Annotated in this window: 16 protein-coding genes; all 16 read left to right on the plus strand. The window is 64.7% G+C overall.

The window, feature by feature from the left end:
* Positions 1-18: 18 nt before the first annotated feature.
* Positions 19-4,698: a glutamate synthase-related protein gene (locus VIM12_RS07620; protein ID WP_331941011.1), complete on the plus strand. Its 4,680-nt coding sequence runs from the start codon at positions 19-21 to the stop codon at positions 4,696-4,698.
* A gap of 77 nt (positions 4,699-4,775) precedes the next feature.
* Complete coding sequence (locus VIM12_RS07625; RefSeq protein WP_331941012.1) at positions 4,776-6,239, plus strand: glutamate synthase subunit beta; 1,464 nt, start codon at positions 4,776-4,778, stop codon at positions 6,237-6,239.
* A 163-nt stretch (positions 6,240-6,402) separates the two neighbouring features.
* Positions 6,403-7,206 carry an ABC transporter ATP-binding protein gene (locus VIM12_RS07630; RefSeq protein WP_331941013.1) on the plus strand — a complete coding sequence of 268 codons (804 nt, stop codon included), beginning with the start codon at positions 6,403-6,405 and terminating at the stop codon, positions 7,204-7,206.
* On the plus strand, positions 7,203-7,982 hold the full coding sequence (mlaE, locus tag VIM12_RS07635; protein ID WP_331941014.1) for a lipid asymmetry maintenance ABC transporter permease subunit MlaE: 780 nt from the start codon (positions 7,203-7,205) through the stop codon (positions 7,980-7,982). Before VIM12_RS07630 ends, mlaE begins: the two co-directional genes overlap by 4 nt.
* Before the next feature lie 62 nt (positions 7,983-8,044).
* Positions 8,045-8,518: an outer membrane lipid asymmetry maintenance protein MlaD gene (gene mlaD / locus VIM12_RS07640; protein ID WP_331941015.1), complete on the plus strand. Its 474-nt coding sequence runs from the start codon at positions 8,045-8,047 to the stop codon at positions 8,516-8,518.
* Positions 8,515-9,345, plus strand: coding sequence for a VacJ family lipoprotein (locus VIM12_RS07645; RefSeq protein WP_331941016.1), 831 nt, complete (start codon positions 8,515-8,517; stop codon positions 9,343-9,345). The genes mlaD and VIM12_RS07645 overlap by 4 nt, the downstream gene beginning before the upstream one ends.
* Before the next feature lie 44 nt (positions 9,346-9,389).
* The gene (locus VIM12_RS07650) at positions 9,390-10,034 is read left to right on the plus strand and encodes an ABC transporter substrate-binding protein (protein ID WP_331941017.1); all 645 of its coding nucleotides are present in this window, start codon (positions 9,390-9,392) and stop codon (positions 10,032-10,034) included.
* A gap of 4 nt (positions 10,035-10,038) precedes the next feature.
* The gene (locus tag VIM12_RS07655; RefSeq protein WP_331941018.1) at positions 10,039-10,347 is read left to right on the plus strand and encodes an STAS domain-containing protein; all 309 of its coding nucleotides are present in this window, start codon (positions 10,039-10,041) and stop codon (positions 10,345-10,347) included.
* A 131-nt stretch (positions 10,348-10,478) separates the two neighbouring features.
* Complete coding sequence (locus tag VIM12_RS07660; protein ID WP_331941019.1) at positions 10,479-11,390, plus strand: ABC transporter ATP-binding protein; 912 nt, start codon at positions 10,479-10,481, stop codon at positions 11,388-11,390.
* Positions 11,387-12,142: an ABC transporter permease gene (locus VIM12_RS07665; RefSeq protein ID WP_331941020.1), complete on the plus strand. Its 756-nt coding sequence runs from the start codon at positions 11,387-11,389 to the stop codon at positions 12,140-12,142. Before VIM12_RS07660 ends, VIM12_RS07665 begins: the two co-directional genes overlap by 4 nt.
* A gap of 10 nt (positions 12,143-12,152) precedes the next feature.
* Complete coding sequence (locus VIM12_RS07670) at positions 12,153-12,392, plus strand: BolA family protein (RefSeq protein WP_331941021.1); 240 nt, start codon at positions 12,153-12,155, stop codon at positions 12,390-12,392.
* Positions 12,392-13,645, plus strand: a complete 1,254-nt coding sequence (gene murA, locus VIM12_RS07675) for a UDP-N-acetylglucosamine 1-carboxyvinyltransferase (RefSeq protein ID WP_331941022.1) — start codon at positions 12,392-12,394, stop codon at positions 13,643-13,645. Before VIM12_RS07670 ends, murA begins: the two co-directional genes overlap by 1 nt.
* The gene (gene hisG, locus VIM12_RS07680; RefSeq protein WP_331941023.1) at positions 13,642-14,292 is read left to right on the plus strand and encodes an ATP phosphoribosyltransferase; all 651 of its coding nucleotides are present in this window, start codon (positions 13,642-13,644) and stop codon (positions 14,290-14,292) included. The genes murA and hisG overlap by 4 nt, the downstream gene beginning before the upstream one ends.
* A gap of 5 nt (positions 14,293-14,297) precedes the next feature.
* Positions 14,298-15,611 carry a histidinol dehydrogenase gene (gene hisD / locus VIM12_RS07685; protein ID WP_331941024.1) on the plus strand — a complete coding sequence of 438 codons (1,314 nt, stop codon included), beginning with the start codon at positions 14,298-14,300 and terminating at the stop codon, positions 15,609-15,611.
* A 56-nt stretch (positions 15,612-15,667) separates the two neighbouring features.
* Complete coding sequence (locus tag VIM12_RS07690) at positions 15,668-16,438, plus strand: site-specific DNA-methyltransferase (RefSeq protein WP_331941025.1); 771 nt, start codon at positions 15,668-15,670, stop codon at positions 16,436-16,438.
* Positions 16,439-16,445: 7 nt separating this feature from the next.
* Positions 16,446-17,561: a histidinol-phosphate transaminase gene (gene hisC / locus VIM12_RS07695; protein WP_331941026.1), complete on the plus strand. Its 1,116-nt coding sequence runs from the start codon at positions 16,446-16,448 to the stop codon at positions 17,559-17,561.
* The last annotated feature ends 1 nt before the right edge of the window (position 17,562 follow it).

Consider the following 17,562-nt stretch of genomic DNA (forward strand, 5'->3'; position numbering starts at 1 on the left):
GGAGTTGCGGAGAAATTTATGCACGCGCAAGGTCTGTACGATCCTTCCAACGAACACGATGCCTGCGGCGTCGGTTTCATCGCCCACATCAAGGGCAAAAAAAGCCACTCCATCGTTGAGCAGGGTCTGCTGATCCTCAAGAATCTCGATCACCGCGGCGCGGTCGGCGCCGACAAGCTGATGGGCGACGGCGCGGGCATCCTGATCCAGATCCCTGACCAGTATTACCGCGAAGAGATGGCGAAGCAGGGCGTTGCCCTGCCGCCGCCCGGCGAGTACGGCGTGGGCATGGTCTTCCTGCCCAAGGAGAATGCTTCCCGCATCGCCTGCGAACAGGAGATCGAGCGCGCGGTCCTGGCCGAGGGCCAGGTCGTCCTCGGCTGGCGCGACGTGCCGGTCGACTTCGACATGCCGATGTCGCCGACCGTGCGCGCCAAGGAACCGGTGATCCGACAGATCTTCATCGGCCGCGGCCCGGACATCATGGTGACTGATGCCCTGGAACGCAAGCTGTACGTGATCCGCAAATCCTCCGGCCACGCGATCCAGGCGCTGAACCTCCTGCATGGCAAGGAATTCTTCGTGCCGTCCATGTCGGCGCGCACCGTTGTATACAAAGGCCTGCTGCTGGCCGACCAGGTCGGCGTCTATTACAAGGACCTGCAGGATGCGCGCTGCGTCTCCGCGCTGGCCCTGGTGCACCAGCGCTTCTCGACCAACACCTTCCCCGAGTGGCCGCTGGCGCACCCGTACCGCCTGATCGCCCACAACGGCGAGATCAACACCGTCAAGGGCAACTTCAACTGGATGCGCGCACGCGAAGGCGTGATGAAATCGGCGGTCCTCGGCGACGACCTGAAGAAGCTGTTCCCGCTCATCTATGAAGGCCAGTCCGACACCGCCTGCTTCGACAACGCCCTCGAGCTGCTGCTGATGGCGGGCTACCCGCTGGCGCAGGCGATGATGATGATGATCCCGGAAGCCTGGGAAAACCACACGCTGATGGACGATAACCGCCGCGCATTCTACGAGTACCATGCCGCGATGATGGAGCCGTGGGACGGCCCGGCCGCGATGGCATTCACCGACGGCCGCCATATCGGCGGCACGCTGGACCGCAACGGCCTGCGTCCGGCGCGCTACATCGTCACCGACGACGACCTGGTCGTGATGGCGTCGGAATCCGGCGTGCTGCCGATCCCGGAATCCAAGATCATCAAGAAGTGGCGCCTGCAACCGGGCAAGATGTTCCTGATCGACCTGGAGGCCGGCCGCATCATCGACGACAAGGAACTGAAGGACACCTACGCCAACGCCAAGCCGTACAAGCAGTGGATCGATTCCGTCCGCATCAAGCTCGACGAGCTGGAGAAGGAGCCGGAAGAGGCGAAGTCGACCATCCCGCTGCTGGACCGCCAGCAGGTGTTCGGCTACACCCAGGAAGACCTGAAGTTCCTGATGGCGCCGATGGCGTCGGCAGGCGAGGAAGCCGTGGGCTCCATGGGCAACGATTCGCCGCTGGCGGTCATGTCCAACAAGAACAAGACGCTGTACCACTATTTCAAGCAGCTGTTCGCGCAGGTCACCAACCCGCCGATCGACCCCATCCGCGAGGCGATGGTGATGTCGCTGGTGTCCTTCATCGGCCCGCGTCCGAACCTGCTCGACACCAACAACATCAATCCGCCGATGCGCCTCGAGGTTGCACAGCCCATCCTCGACTACGCCGACATGGCGAAGCTGCGCAACATCAGCAAGCACACCGGCGGCAAGTTCAAGTCGCATGAGCTGAACATCTGCTACCCGGTCGCCTGGGGCAAGGAAGGCATCGAGGCCCGCCTGGCATCGCTGTGCGCGAAGGCGGTCGACGCGGTCAAGTCAGGCCACAACATCCTGATCGTCTCCGACCGCCAGTTCGGCGCCGACCAGGTCGCGATTCCGGCGCTGCTTGCCACCTCGGCCATCCACCTGCACCTGGTGAGCAAGGGCCTGCGTACCTCCACCGGCCTGGTGGTGGAAACCGGCTCGGCTCGCGAAACCCATCATTTCGCGCTGCTCGCCGGCTACGGCGCGGAAGCCATTCATCCGTACCTCGCGATGGACACGCTGTGCGAAATGGCCAAGGGCCTGCCCGGCGAGCTGTCGGCCGAAAAGGCGATCTACAACTTCCAGAAGGCGGTCGGCAAGGGCCTGATGAAGGTGATGTCCAAGATGGGCATTTCCACCTACATGTCCTACTGCGGCGCGCAGATCTTCGAAGCGATCGGCCTCAACAAGGCGCTGGTGGACAAGTACTTCAAGGGCACCGCGTCCAACGTCGAAGGCATCGGCGTGTTCGAAGTCGCCGAAGAGGCGCTGCGCCTGCACAAGCTGGCGTTCTCCAACGACCCGGTGCTGGCCAATGCCCTGGACGCCGGCGGCGAGTATGCATTCCGCGTGCGTGGCGAAGAGCACATGTGGACTCCGGACGCGATCGCCAAGCTGCAGCATTCGACCCGCGCCAACAACTTCAACACCTACAAGGAATACGCGCAGATCATCAACGACCAGTCCAGGCGGCACATGACGCTGCGCGGGCTGTTCGAGTTCCGCATCGACCCGGCCAAGGCAATCCCGCTCGACGAGGTCGAACCGGCCAAGGAGATCGTGAAGCGCTTTGCCACCGGCGCCATGTCGCTCGGCTCGATCTCGACCGAGGCGCATGCCACGCTGGCGATCGCGATGAACCGCATCGGCGGCAAGTCCAACACCGGTGAAGGCGGCGAGGACGAGAACCGCTACCGCCAGGAGCTCAAGGGCATCCCGATCAAGAAGGGCGAAACCCTGGCGTCGGTGATCGGCAAGGACCGCATCGAAGTCGACCTGCCGCTGATGGCCGGCGACTCCCTGCGCTCGAAGATCAAGCAGGTCGCCTCGGGCCGTTTCGGCGTCACCGCCGAGTACCTCACATCGGCCGACCAGATCCAGATCAAGATGGCGCAGGGCGCCAAGCCGGGCGAAGGCGGCCAGCTGCCGGGCCACAAGGTGTCCGAGTACATCGCCAAGCTGCGTTTTTCGGTCCCCGGCGTGGGCCTGATCTCGCCGCCGCCGCACCACGACATCTATTCGATCGAGGACCTGGCGCAGCTGATCCACGACCTGAAGAACGTGAATCCGAAGGCATCCATCTCGGTCAAGCTTGTGTCGGAGGTCGGCGTCGGCACGATCGCCGCGGGCGTGGCCAAGGCCAAGGCCGACCACGTCGTGATCGCCGGCCATGACGGCGGCACCGGCGCGTCTCCGCTGTCCTCGATCAAGCATGCCGGCAGCCCGTGGGAGCTCGGCCTCGCCGAGACCCAGCAGACCCTGGTGCTGAACCGCCTGCGCAGCCGCATCCGGGTGCAGACCGACGGCCAGATCAAGACCGGCCGCGACGTCGTCATCGGTGCGCTGCTCGGCGCGGACGAGTTCGGCTTCGCCACCGCGCCGCTGGTGGTCGAGGGCTGCATCATGATGCGCAAGTGCCACCTCAACACCTGCCCGGTCGGCGTCGCCACCCAGGATCCGGTGCTGCGCGCGAAGTTCCAGGGCAAGCCGGAGCATGTCGTCAACTACTTCTTCTTCGTCGCCGAAGAAGTGCGCCAGATCATGGCCCAGCTTGGTATCCGCAACTTCAACGACCTGATCGGACGCGCCGACCTGCTCGACAAGTCGAAGGCGATTGCGCACTGGAAGGCCAGGGGCCTCGACTTCGGCCGCATCTTCTACCAGCCGGAGATGCCGGCGTCGGAGCCGCGCTACCAGGTGGAAGAGCAGGACCACGGACTGGAGAAGGCGCTCGACCACAAGCTGATCGCGCAGGCGAGGGCAGCGCTCGACAAGGGCGAGAAGGTGTCGTTCATCTCGCCGGTCAAGAACCTGAACCGCACCGTCGGCGCCATGCTGTCCGGCGAAGTGGCCAAGAAGTACGGCCACGAGGGCCTGCCCGACGACACCATCCACATCCAGATGCACGGCACGGCCGGCCAGTCCGCGGGTGCGTTCCTCGCCCACGGCATCACGATCGACCTGGTCGGCGAAGGCAACGACTACGTCGGCAAGGGGCTGTCGGGCGGACGCATCATCGTGCGTCCGAACACCGAGTTCCGCGGCTGGGCGGTGGACAACATCATTGTCGGCAACACGGTGCTGTATGGTGCGATCGCGGGCGAGGCGTTCATCAACGGCGTCGCGGGCGAGCGCTTCGCGGTGCGCAATTCCGGCGCCGTCACCGTGGTGGAAGGCACCGGCGACCATGGCTGCGAATACATGACCGGCGGGACGGTGGTCGTGCTCGGCGCCACCGGCCGGAATTTTGCGGCCGGCATGTCGGGCGGCATCGCCTATGTGTACGACCCGGACGGCGAGTTCGAGAAGAAGTGCAACATGGCGATGGTCGCCCTGGATCCGGTGCTTTCCGCCGCCGACCAGGAAGCGAAGATCGACCGTGCAATCTGGCACGCCCCCGTCCGGGGTGGTGAAGGCCAGGCCGACGAGCTGATCCTCAAGGGCCTGATCGAGCGTCACTTCAAGTACACCGGCAGCACGCGCGCCCGCAATCTGCTCGACGACTGGGCCAACGCCCGCGCCAAGTTCGTGAAGGTCTTCCCGACCGAATACAAGCGTGCGCTGGGCGAACTGCATGCCGCAGCCCAGGGAAAAGAAAAGATCGCAGCGTAGGTTGCGTCGAACTTCACCGATAAACAAAGCCAGACCGGGGTCCCCGTCGACCCCGGCGCCAACGATGTGAGTAAAAAATGGGAAAAGTAACCGGCTTTCTGGAATACCAGCGCCTGCAAGAGGCGAGCGAAGAACCGCAGCTGCGCAAGAAGCATTACAAGGAATTCACCGTCCACCTGAGCGACGGCGACGCCAAGATCCAGAGCGCGCGCTGCATGGACTGCGGCATCCCGTTCTGCAACAACGGCTGCCCGGTCAATAACATCATCCCGGACTGGAACGACCTGGTCTATCACGGCAACTACAAGGAGGCGCTGGACAACCTGCACTCCACCAACAACTTCCCCGAGTTCACCGGCCGCATCTGCCCGGCGCCCTGCGAGTCGGCCTGCACGCTCGGCATCAACAACGACCCGGTGGGCATCAAGTCGATCGAGCACTTCATCATCGACAAGGGCTGGGAGAACGGCTGGGTGCTGCCCCAGGTGCCCGCCGCGAAGACCGGGCGCAAGGTCGCGGTCGTCGGGTCCGGTCCGGCCGGTCTGGCGGCGGCGCAGCAGCTTGCGCGCGCCGGCCATGACGTCACGGTGTTCGAGAAGAATGACCGGATCGGCGGCCTGCTCCGCTACGGCATCCCCGACTTCAAGATGGAGAAATCGCTGATCGACCGCCGCGTCGAGCAGATGAAGGCCGAAGGCGTCACCTTCCGCACCGGCGTTTTCGTCGGCAAGGATTTCACGCCAAACGTCTACAACTGGGCCAAGGAAACCGTCTCGCCGGACCAGCTGAAGAAGGATTTCGACGCCGTCGTCATCGCCGGCGGCGCTGAGCTGCCGCGCGACCTGCCAGTGCCGGGGCGCGAGCTCAAGGGCGTGCATTTCGCAATGGAGTTCCTGCCGCTGCAGAACAAGGTCAACGCCGGCGACAAGCTCAAGGACCAGATCATGGCCACCGGCAAGCACGTCGTCGTCATCGGCGGCGGCGATACCGGTTCCGACTGCGTCGGCACCTCCAACCGGCACGGTGCCGCGTCGGTCGTCCAGTTCGAGCTGCTGCCGCAGCCGCCGGAGCAGGAGAACAAGCCGCTGGTCTGGCCTTACTGGCCGACCAAGCTGCGCACCTCGTCGTCCCACGAAGAGGGCTGCGAGCGCGACTGGGCAGTGGCGACCAAGCGGCTGGAAGGCAAGAACGGCAAGGTCGAGAAGCTGATCGCCGCGCGCGTCGAGTTCAAGGACGGGAAGATGGTCGAGGTGCCGGACTCCGAATTCGAGATGAAAGCCGACCTGGTGCTGCTGGCGATGGGCTTCGTATCGCCTGTGCAGACCGTGCTCGACGCCTTCGGTGTCGACAAGGATGCGCGCGGCAACGCCAGGGCGACCACCGATGGCGATGGCTGCTACAAGACATCGGTCGACAAGGTGTTCGCCGCGGGCGATATGCGGCGCGGCCAGTCGCTCGTCGTCTGGGCGATCCGCGAAGGGCGGCAATGCGCGCGCGCGGTGGACGAATTCCTGATGGGCAGCTCGGTCCTGCCCCGCTAAGCCTTGCGACCCGGGCCGCCACGGCCCACCTGTTGTTAAAAAGCCTGCATGACCAGCTGGTTATGCGGGTTTTTTTTATTTCTCCACGGAATTAGCCATCCGGCCGCCGGTGAGTCCGCCTTTTCTGAACTACAATCTCACTTTTGCGAAAAGAACCAGTGTTGTGCCGAATCTCGTTGAAATCCGCGATCTCCACTTTGCCTATGGCGCGCGAGCGATCCTCTCGGGACTCGAGATGGACTTCCCGCGCGGCAAAGTGGTGGCCGTCATGGGCGGCTCCGGCTCCGGCAAGACCACCATCCTTCGCCTGATCGGCGGCCAGATTCGCGCTCAGCGCGGCACCGTCGTCGTCGACGGCGAGCAGGTAGATGCGGGCAACAGCAAGGCAATGTACGGCTTGCGGCGCAAGATGGGCATGCTGTTCCAGCATGGCGCCCTTTTTACCGACCTGACGGTATTCGAGAACGTGGCCTTTCCCTTGCGCGAACATACGGACCTGCCGGAGGCCCTGATCCGTGACCTTGTGTTGCTGAAACTGCATGCCGTCGGCCTGCGCAACGCGGCCCAGCTGAAGCCCGCCGAGATCTCCGGCGGCATGGCGCGCCGGGTCGCGCTGGCGCGTGCCGTCGCGCTTGACCCGCAGCTGATCATGTACGACGAGCCCTTTGCCGGCCTCGATCCGATTTCGATGGGGGTGGCGGCCAACCTGATCCGCCGCCTGAACGATGCGCTCGGTTCGACTTCGATCGTGGTCTCGCATGATGTGCACGAGACCTTCCTGATCGCGGACTACGTGTATTTCCTGTCGCAGGGGCGGATCGTGGCGCACGGCACACCGCAACAGATGCGGGAATCGGACGACCCGTATGTGAAGCAGTTCGTGCACGCGGAGGCCGATGGCCCGGTCCCGTTCCATTATCCCGGCCGCTCGCTTGCCGACGACCTGCTGCAGGAGCGGCGGCAATGATGCGAAGCCTGCTGGAGGCGACCGGACGCATCGTCCGCGAGTCGCTGGAAAACCTCGGCTATGGTGCGCGTTCATTCGTTGCGGTATTGCTCGCTTCGGCCGGCCTGCTGCGGCGGCCCCGCCTGGTGACGGACCAGATCCATTTCATCGGGAATTATTCGCTGGTCATCATCGCGGTGTCGGGCCTTTTCGTCGGCTTCGTGCTGGGGCTGCAGGGCTATTACACCCTGAACCGCTACGGTTCCGAACAGGCACTCGGCTTGCTTGTCGCCTTGTCGCTGGTGCGCGAGCTCGGGCCGGTGGTTACGGCGCTGCTGTTCGCCGGTCGGGCCGGCACCTCCCTGACCGCCGAGATCGGATTGATGAAAGCCGGCGAGCAGCTGTCGGCGATGGAGATGATGGCGGTCGATCCGATGCAGCGGGTGATCGCGCCGCGCTTCTGGGCGGGCGTGATCGCGATGCCGATCCTCGCGACCATTTTCAGCGCGGTCGGCGTGTTTGGCGGGTACGTGGTCGGCGTGCTGATGATCGGCGTCGATGAAGGCGCGTTCTGGTCGCAGATGCAGGCAGGTGTCGATGTCTGGAAGGACATCGCCAACGGCGTGCTGAAAAGCATCGTGTTCGGTTTTGCGGTCACCTTCATCGCCCTGTTCCAGGGTTACGAGGCCCAACCGACACCGGAGGGCGTGGCGCGCGCGACGACGCGCACCGTGGTGATCGCGTCGCTCACCGTGCTGTGGCTGGATTTCCTGCTGACGGCGCTGATGTTCGACTGAGCCGGCGTTTGATTTGAATTAGCGGGGCCAGCGGCTCCGCATCCTAAGATGAGTATTTGGTCATGCAACGAAAATCGCTAGACATATGGGTGGGCCTGTTCGTGCTCCTGGGCGCCGCGGCATTGTTCTTCCTTGCCATGAAGGCGGGCAACATGAGCACGCTGTCCTTCGGCAGCACCTATTCGGTAACCACCAAGTTCGACAATATCGGCGGTCTGAAGCCGCGCGCCCCGGTGAAGAGTGCCGGCGTTGTTGTCGGCCGCGTCGCCGACATCAGTTTTGACGACAAGACCTACCAGGCAGTGGTGACGCTCAACCTGGAGACCAATTACAAGTTTCCGAAGGATACGTCCGCAAAGATCCTCACATCGGGCCTGTTGGGCGAGCAGTACATCGGTCTCGAAGCCGGTGGCGATACCAACAACCTGGCAGCGGGAGACCGGATCCGCATGACCCAGTCCGCCGTCGTGCTCGAGAACCTGATCAGTCAGTTCTTGTACAGCAAGGCGGCAGAGGGAAAGGAAGGTGACCAATGAAAACAAGCTACGCCACAGGCGCCGTCCTGCTGCTCGCCCTCGCCGCCAGCGGCTGCGCGACCAACAATCCGCGCGACCCGTTCGAAACCTACAACCGCGCGGTGTTTTCCTTCAACGATACCCTCGACCGGGCCGCGGTGAAGCCGGCCGCGGAGGCTTACAAGGCGACACTGCCGCAGTTCGTGCAGACCGGCGTCAGCAACTTCTTTGGCAACCTCGGCGACGTCTGGACCGCGGCCAACAGCTTCCTGCAAGGCAAATTCACCAATGGCGTGACCGACGTGATGCGCGTGACGGTCAACTCGACGATGGGCCTGTTCGGCGTGCTCGACATCGCGACCGAGGCGGGGCTTCCCAAGCACAGCGAGGACTTCGGCCAGACCCTTGGCAGGTGGGGCGTCAACGCCGGACCCTATGTGGTGCTGCCGATCCTGGGGCCATCGACCGTTCGCGACACCGCGGCGACACCGCTCGACCTGGCGGCCGACCCCTGGGCCTACGTTTCCACTACGCCGTGGACCGCGGCGGGCTCCGTGGTGCGGGTGGTCGACCTGCGCGCACGCGTGCTCGATGCATCCAATCTCCTTGAAGAAGCGGCGCTCGATCGCTATGTATTCGTCAGGGACGCCTATCTGCAACGCCGCGAAAGCAGGGTGTGGGATGGCGAGGTGCCGACGGCCAAGTATGAATACGATATCGGCCCCACGCTTGACACCGCGGAGGTGAGGGCGGCGGCAGCGCCGTCGGAACCGTCGGCGGCACCTGTTGTCAAAGTGGAAAAAGATGGCGCGCATGCGGCGCAGCCATCCGCCGAAGGCAGGCAGTGACGCCTCGCGCCCGAATCCCTACCCACTCTCCATCATCAACTACCATGAACCTGTTCAAGAAATTCTTTGCTCTGCTGAGTCTTGCCGGTGCGGTGGCGTTCGCTCCCGCCGCCGTCGCTCAGGACGCGCCCGACGAGTTCGTCAAGCGCATTACCCAGGAAGTGATTGAAGCAGCGAAAACCGACAAGGATATCCAGGCCGGCAACCACAAGCGAGTGCTGGACCTGGTCGAGAGCAAGATCCTGCCCCACGTCGATTTTCAGCGCATGACCGCGCTGGCCGCCGGTCGCTTCTGGCGCGAGGCATCGCCGGAGCAGCAGAAGCAACTCACCACGGAGTTCCGGTCCTTGCTCGTCTATACCTACTCCGGCGCGATCTCCCAGATCCGCGACCAGAAGGTGGAATTCAAGCCCCTGCGCGCAGAGGCGGCCGATACCGACGTCGAAGTGCGCTCGCAAGTGGTGCAACCGCGCGGCGGCGACCCGATCCAGATCAGCTACCGCCTCGCCAAGCAGGGCCAGGCCTGGAAGATCTATGACGTGAATGTCCTCGGCGCCTGGCTGGTCGAGACGTACAAGGGCAATTTCGCCTCGGAGATCAACAAGGGCGGCATCGATGGCCTGATCAAGACCCTGGCCGACCGCAACAAGCGGCTGGCGGCAAGCGCCGCCAAGGGCGGAAAGTCCTGATCCGATGTTCCGTCCCGCATTCAGCCTGACCGTCGGCAATGCCCGGGCCGTGCTCGTCGCCGGCCTGGATGCCATCGCGCGCGGTCAGACCGACATCGACCTGTCCGGCCTGGCGACGGTGGACTCCGCCGCCGTCGCCACGATGGTGAGCTGGCAGCGGGCCGCCCGCAGCGCCGGCAAGACGCTCACCTTCACCGGCGTCGCGCCCAATCTCCACAGCCTGATCGAACTCTACGGCGCGGCCGACCTGCTGCAGGTCGACGCCCATCATGGACACCACCGGGCGGAACTCGCCGGGCATCCGCAGCACTAGCCCGATTCGACGCGGCGCCCGCGTTCCAGACCTTCCCCGTCCCGGTTATCCATCGGGAAATCCAATATAATCAAGGGTTCCGCCGCTTTCGCAGCATGCAAGCCGGCCTTCCCTAAAGTGAACGAGCCATCATGGCTGCCCTCCAAATCGTCAACGTCGAGAAACGCTACAAGTCGCTGCAAGCGCTTGGGGGCGTGACGCTCACCGTCGAACCGGGCGAATTCTTCGGCCTCCTCGGGCCGAACGGCGCCGGCAAGACCACCCTGATCTCCATCATTGCCGGCCTCAGCCGTGCCGATGCCGGCAGCGTGTCCATTTATGGGCACGACGTCGTGCGCGACTACCGCGCGGCGCGCCAGAAGCTCGGCGTCGTGCCGCAGGAACTGGTGTTCGATCCCTTCTTCACGGTGCGCGAAACCCTGCGCATGCAGTCCGGCTATTTCGGCCTGCGCAACAACGACCGCTGGATCGACGAGGTGATGGAAAACCTCGACCTGAGCAACAAGGCCGACACCAACATGCGTGCGCTGTCCGGCGGAATGAAACGGCGCGTGCTGGTGGCGCAGGCGCTGGTCCACAAGCCGCCCGTCATCGTGCTCGACGAGCCGACCGCAGGCGTCGATGTCGAGCTGCGGCAGACGTTGTGGAAGTTCATCGCGCGCCTGAACCGCGAGGGCCATACCATCGTCCTGACAACGCACTACCTGGAAGAGGCGCAGGCCTTGTGCAACCGCGTCGCCATGCTCAAGGCGGGCAAGGTTGTCGCGCTGGACAGCACCTCGGCATTGATCCGCCGCATCTCCGGTTCGCAGCTGGTGGTCCGGCTGGCCCGCGGCGCGCTGCCGGAAGCGCTCAGGCCGCTGGTATCGCATCCCGAGGAACTGGTGAGCGGCAGCAAGTACACGCTGCGCGTGAATGAATACACGGAGGTGGAGCCAATTCTCGCCGGGCTGCGTGCGGCCGGCGCGGTCATCGAGGACATGCAGCTGCAGCAGGCCGACCTCGAGGATGTGTTCATCCAGATCATGGAGGGCGAGAAATGACCGGCTTCCGCACGCTGTTCTACAAGGAAGTGCTGCGCTTCTGGAAGGTCGCGACCCAGACCATCTCCGCGCCCATCCTGACCGCGATGCTGTATCTGCTGATCTTCGGCCACGTGCTCGAAGAACATGTGCAGGTCTACCCCGGCGTTGCCTACACCGCCTTCCTGATCCCCGGGCTGGTGATGATGAGCGTGCTGCAGAATGCGTTCGCCAACAGCTCGTCGTCGCTGATCCAGTCCAAGATCACCGGCAACCTGGTGTTCGTGCTGCTGCCGCCGCTGTCCCATTGGGAACTGTTCGGCGCCTACGTGCTGGCGTCGGCCGTGCGCGGCCTCGCGGTCGGAACCGGTGTCTTCCTGATCACCGCATGGTTTGCCGACCTGTCGTTCGCCGCGCCGTGGTGGATCGGCCTGTTCGCGCTGCTCGGCGCCGCCATCCTTGGCACGATGGGCCTGATCGCCGGTATCTGGGCGGAGAAGTTCGACCAGCTGGCAGCGTTCCAGAATTTCCTGATCATGCCGGCGACCTTCCTGTCGGGGGTGTTCTATTCGATCCACTCCCTGCCGCCGTTTTGGCAGACGGTGTCGCACTTCAACCCGTTTTTTTATATGATTGACGGCTTCCGTTACGGCTTCTTCGGCCAGTCCGACGTCAGTCCCCTGTTCAGTTTTTCCATCGTCAGCGTGTTCTTCGTGCTGCTGGCGAGTTTCGCAGTCCGCATGCTCAAGAGCGGCTACAAGCTGCGCCACTAAAGGAAATGCCATGCTACCCACACCCGATCTCGTGAAAAGCTATATTGCCGCCGGCCTCGAATGCACCCACCTCGAGGTGGAAGGCGACGGCCAGCACTTCAACGCGGTCATCGTCTCGGCCGCCTTTGCCGGCAAGCGTCCGATCCAGCGCCACCAGCTCGTGTACGCCGCACTCGGCGACCGCATGCGCCAGGAAATCCACGCGCTGTCGATGAAGACACTCACCCCTGAAGAATTCCAGCAACAATAATGGACAAACTGCTCATCACCGGCGGCAACCGCCTGTCCGGCGAAATCCCCATCTCCGGCGCGAAGAATGCCGCGCTGCCGATCCTGTGCGCCGGCCTGCTGACCGCCGACACCGTGCAGCTGTCCAACGTGCCGCATCTGCAGGACGTCAACACCATGCTCAAGCTGCTGCGGCAGATGGGCCTGCGTATCGAGCAGGACGGCGAACGCATCGCGCTCAACGGCGCCACCATCGACAAGTGCGAGGCGCCGTACGAGATGGTGAAGACCATGCGTGCATCGATTCTCGTTCTGGGGCCGCTGCTGACGCGCTTCGGCGAAGCCAGGGTGTCGCTGCCCGGCGGTTGCGCAATCGGTTCGCGCCCGGTCGACCAGCACATCAAGGGCCTGCAGCTGATGGGCGCCGAGATCAGCATCGAGGCCGGCTACATCCACGCGCGCGCCAAGCGCCTGCGCGGTGCCCGCATCGTGACCGACATGATCACCGTGACCGGGACCGAGAACCTGCTGATGGCGGCGGTGCTGGCCGACGGCGAGACCGTGCTCGAGAACGCCGCGCGCGAGCCGGAGGTGACGGACCTCGCCAACCTGCTGGTGGCCATGGGCGCGAAGATCGACGGTATCGGCACCGATCGCCTCGTGGTGCACGGCGTCGAGCGCCTGCATGGCGCCTCGCACACCGTGATCGCCGACCGCATCGAGACCGGCACCTTCCTGTGCGCCACCGCGGCCGCAGGCGGCGACGTCACGCTGACAGGGGCGCGCAGCGACACCCTCGACGTGGCCCTCGACAAGCTGCGCGAGGCCGGCGCCATCGTCACGACCGGCCAGGACTGGATCCGCCTGCAGATGGCCGCCCGCCCGAAGGCGGTCAGCTTCCGCACCACCGAATACCCCGGCTTCCCGACCGACATGCAGGCCCAGTTCATGGCGCTCGACAGCATTGCAGACGGCAGCAGCCGGATCACCGAGACCATCTTCGAAAACCGTTTCATGCACGTGCAGGAGCTGAACCGGCTCGGCGCCGCCATCGAGATCGATGGCCATACCGCCATCGTGCAGGGCGTCGAGCGCCTGATCGGCGCGCCGGTGATGGCGACCGACCTGCGGGCATCCGCCTCGCTGGTGATCGCCGCGCTGGCCGCACAGGGCGAGACCCTGATCGACCGCATCTACCATCTCGACCGCGGCTACGACCAGATGGAAGTGAAGCTGTCCGCCGTCGGCGCCGACATCCGGCGGGTGAAGGAATGAGCCGGCAGCTGACCCTCGCCCTGTCCAAGGGACGCATCTTCGAAGAGACGCTGCCGTTGCTGCAGGCAGCCGGCATCACCGTCACCGAGGACCCGGAGAAGTCGCGCAAGCTTATCCTGCCGACCAGCGATGCGGACATCCGCGTGATCATCGTGCGCGCGTCCGACGTGCCGACCTACGTGCAGTACGGCGCCGCCGACTTCGGCGTGGCCGGCAAGGACGTGTTGCTGGAGCATGGGGGCGAAGGCCTGTACCAGCCGATTGACCTGAACATCGCCAAGTGCCGGCTTTCGGTCGCGGTCCCGGCCGGCTTCGACTACAGCAGCGCAGTGCGCCAGGGCGCCCGGTTGCGCGTGGTGACCAAGTACGTCAAGTGCGCGCGCGAGCATTTCGCCGCAAAAGGCGTGCACGTCGACCTGATCAAGCTGTACGGCTCCATGGAGCTCGGACCGCTGGTGGGACTGTCGGATGCGATCGTCGACCTGGTCAGCACCGGCAGCACGCTGCGCGCCAACAACCTGGTCGAGGTCGAGCACATCCTCGACATTTCCTCGCGGCTGGTGGTGAACCAGGCCGCGCTCAAGCTGAAGCGCGAGCGCCTGCAGCCGATCCTGGACGCATTCGAAAAAGCATCGCAAAACCGCTAGGCACCATGGCCATCCAGATCCGCAAACTCGATTCCACCGCGCCCGGCTTCCGGGACCAGCTGTCCGCCGTCCTTGCCTTCGAGGCAGGCGAGGATGAAGCCATCGATCGCGCCGCCGCGCAGATCCTTGCCGACGTGAAGGCACGGGGCGATGCCGCAGTGCTCGACTACACCAACCGCTTCGACAAGCTGGACGCCGTCTCGGTGGCCGCGCTGGAAATCGGACAGGACGCGCTGCGTGCCGCGCTCGCGTCGCTGGCGCCGCAACGCCGCGCCGCGCTGCAGGTCGCGGCGGATCGCGTGCGCGACTATCACCAGCGGCAGAAGGCGGAAACCGGCAGCGACGGCTTCACCTACACCGAGGCCGACGGCACCGTGCTCGGCCAGAAGGTCACGCCCCTCGACCGGGTCGGCATCTATGTCCCCGGCGGCAAGGCCGCATACCCGTCCTCGGTGCTGATGAACGCGATTCCCGCCAAGGTGGCCGGCGTGCAGGAAGTGATCATGGTGGTGCCGACGCCGGCCGGCGTACAGAACCCGCTCGTGCTGGCCGCTGCCGCCATCGCCGGCGTCGATCGCGTTTTCACCGTCGGCGGTGCGCAGGCGGTCGGTGCGCTGGCCTACGGCACCGCCACCATTCCCCAGGTCGACAAGATCGTCGGCCCCGGCAATGCCTATGTGGCGGCGGCGAAGCGCCGGGTATTCGGCATCGTCGGCATCGACATGATCGCCGGGCCGTCCGAGATCCTTGTCCTGTGCGACGGCAGCACCGACCCCGACTGGATCGCCATGGACCTGTTTTCGCAGGCGGAGCATGACGAGCTGGCGCAGTCGATCCTGGTCTGCCCCGACGCCGGCTACATCGCGCGGGTGGAGGAAAGCATCAACCGTCAGATCGACGCGATGCCGCGGAAGGAGGTGATCCGCACCTCGCTCACCAACCGCGGGGCGCTGGTCAAGGTGCGCGACATGGAGGAGGCCTGCGAGATCGCCGACCTGATCGCCGCCGAACACCTCGAAATCTCGGCCGAGAACCCGCAGCATTGGGCCGACCGGATACGTCATGCGGGCGCCATGTTCCTCGGCCGCTTCTCGTCCGAATCGCTGGGCGACTACTGCGCCGGCCCCAACCATGTGTTGCCGACATCGCGCACCGCGCGCTTCTCGTCGCCGCTTGGCGTCTATGATTTTCAGAAGCGGTCCAGCATCATCCAGGTCAGCGAGGCGGGCGCCCGCACGCTGGGCAAGGTGGCGGCCGAACTCGCCTACGGCGAAGGGCTGCAGGCCCATGCCGGCTCCGCCGAGTACCGGCTGAAATGAGCGCCGTGCCTGCTGCGCCCGGCAAGGCCATCGCGCCGCAGGGCGGGCGACGCTGAATGGGCGCCTGGCTCAACCGCGTCTTCTGCGAGGATGCCCTGCAAGGACTTGCGCGCATCCCGGACGCCAGCATCGACCTGCTGATTGCCGATCCGCCGTACGGGCTCGGCAAGGATTACGGCAACGATTCCGACAAGCTGGATGCGCAAGCCTATCTGGCGTGGACCGCGCACTGGGTGGACGCCGCGCTGCCGAAGTTGAAGGCCAACGGCAGCTTGTACATCTTCCTGACCTGGCGCTATTCGCCGGAAATCTTCGTGATGCTGAAGCAGCGCATGACGATGATCAACGAGATCATCTGGGATCGCAGGGTGCCGTCGATGGGCGGCAGCACCCGTCGCTTCTCGTCGGTGCACGACACCATCGGCTTCTTTGCCAGGGCGAAGGACTATTATTTCGACCTCGACGCGGTGCGCATTCCCTATGATGCGGAGACCAAGAAGGCCAGGTCGCGCTCGATCTTCGTCGGCGCCAAGTGGCTCGAAGTCGGCTACAACCCGAAGGATGTCTGGAGCGTGTCGCGACTGCACCGCGAACACCGCGAGCGCGCCGACCATCCGACGCAAAAGCCGCTGGAAGTGGTCGAGCGCATGGTGAAGGCATCCTGCCCGCCCGGCGGCATCGTGCTCGATCCCTTCATGGGCAGCGGCACCACGGCGGTTGCGGCGCGCCGCTGCGACCGGAATTTCGTGGGATTCGAGCTGAATCCCGACTATTGTGAACTGATAGAGAACCGCCTCGCCGGGCTGGAAAAGCCGGAAGCTGCCTGAGGATCCCATGCCATTGATCGACAATATCATCCGCCCCGAAATCCGCGCGCTGGCGGCCTACCATGTGCCGGACTCCGAAGGCTACGTCAAGCTGGATGCCATGGAAAACCCGTACCAGCTGCCGCCGGCGCTGCGGGAAGAACTCGGCCGCCGGCTGGCCGACGTTGCGATGAACCGCTACCCGGTGCCGTCCTACGCCAGGCTGAAGGCCGGGCTGCAGGCCGGCTTCGGCGTCCCGGCCGGCTACGGCCTCACGCTCGGCAACGGCTCCGATGAACTGATCAGCATGGTCTCGGTTGCCTGCGCAAAGCCCGGCGCGAGGGTGCTGGCGCCGTTGCCCGGTTTTGTCATGTATGCAATGTCGGCGAAGTTCGCCGGCCTGGAATTTGTCGGCGTGCCGCTGAAGCCGGACTTCAGCCTGGACAAGCAGGCGATGCTGGCGGCGATCGCCGAGCACCGCCCGGCCATCACCTACCTCGCCTATCCGAACAACCCGACCGGCAACCTGTTCGACAGTGCGGACATGGACGACATCATCCGCGCGGTGGGCGACAGCGGCATCGTGGTGGTCGACGAAGCCTACCAGCCGTTTGCGCAGGCCAGCTACATGCCTCGCCTGGCGGAATTCCCGAACCTGGTCGTGATGCGCACGGTGTCCAAGCTTGGCCTAGCCGGGATCCGGCTGGGCTACATGTCGGCGTCCGATGCGCTGCTGACCGAGTTCGAGAAGGTACGCCCGCCCTACAATGTGAATGTGCTGTCGCAGGCCGCGGCCGAGTTCGTGCTCGACCATGTCGCCGTCCTCGACGCCCAGGCCGCGCAGCTCCGCGAGCAGCGCGGCCTGCTGGCGCAATCGCTGGCAGTCCTGCCGGGCGTGACGGTGTTTCCTTCCGCCGCCAATTTCCTGCTGGTACGTATCGGCGTGGCCGAAGCGCCTGCCGCGCGTAGTGATGCGGTATTTGCCGGACTTCTTGCCCACAAGGTTTTGGTGAAAAATGTCGGTAAAATGCACCCATTGCTCCACAACTGCCTGCGGGTGACCGTCAGCACCCCGGAAGAGAACACGATTTTCCTCGATGCCTTCAAGGCGTCGCTCGCTTCAACATCAACCGCACCCGCTTAAC

This window comes from Noviherbaspirillum sp. (genome assembly GCF_036563305.1).
Taxonomy (GTDB): Bacteria; Pseudomonadota; Gammaproteobacteria; order Burkholderiales; family Burkholderiaceae_D; genus Noviherbaspirillum.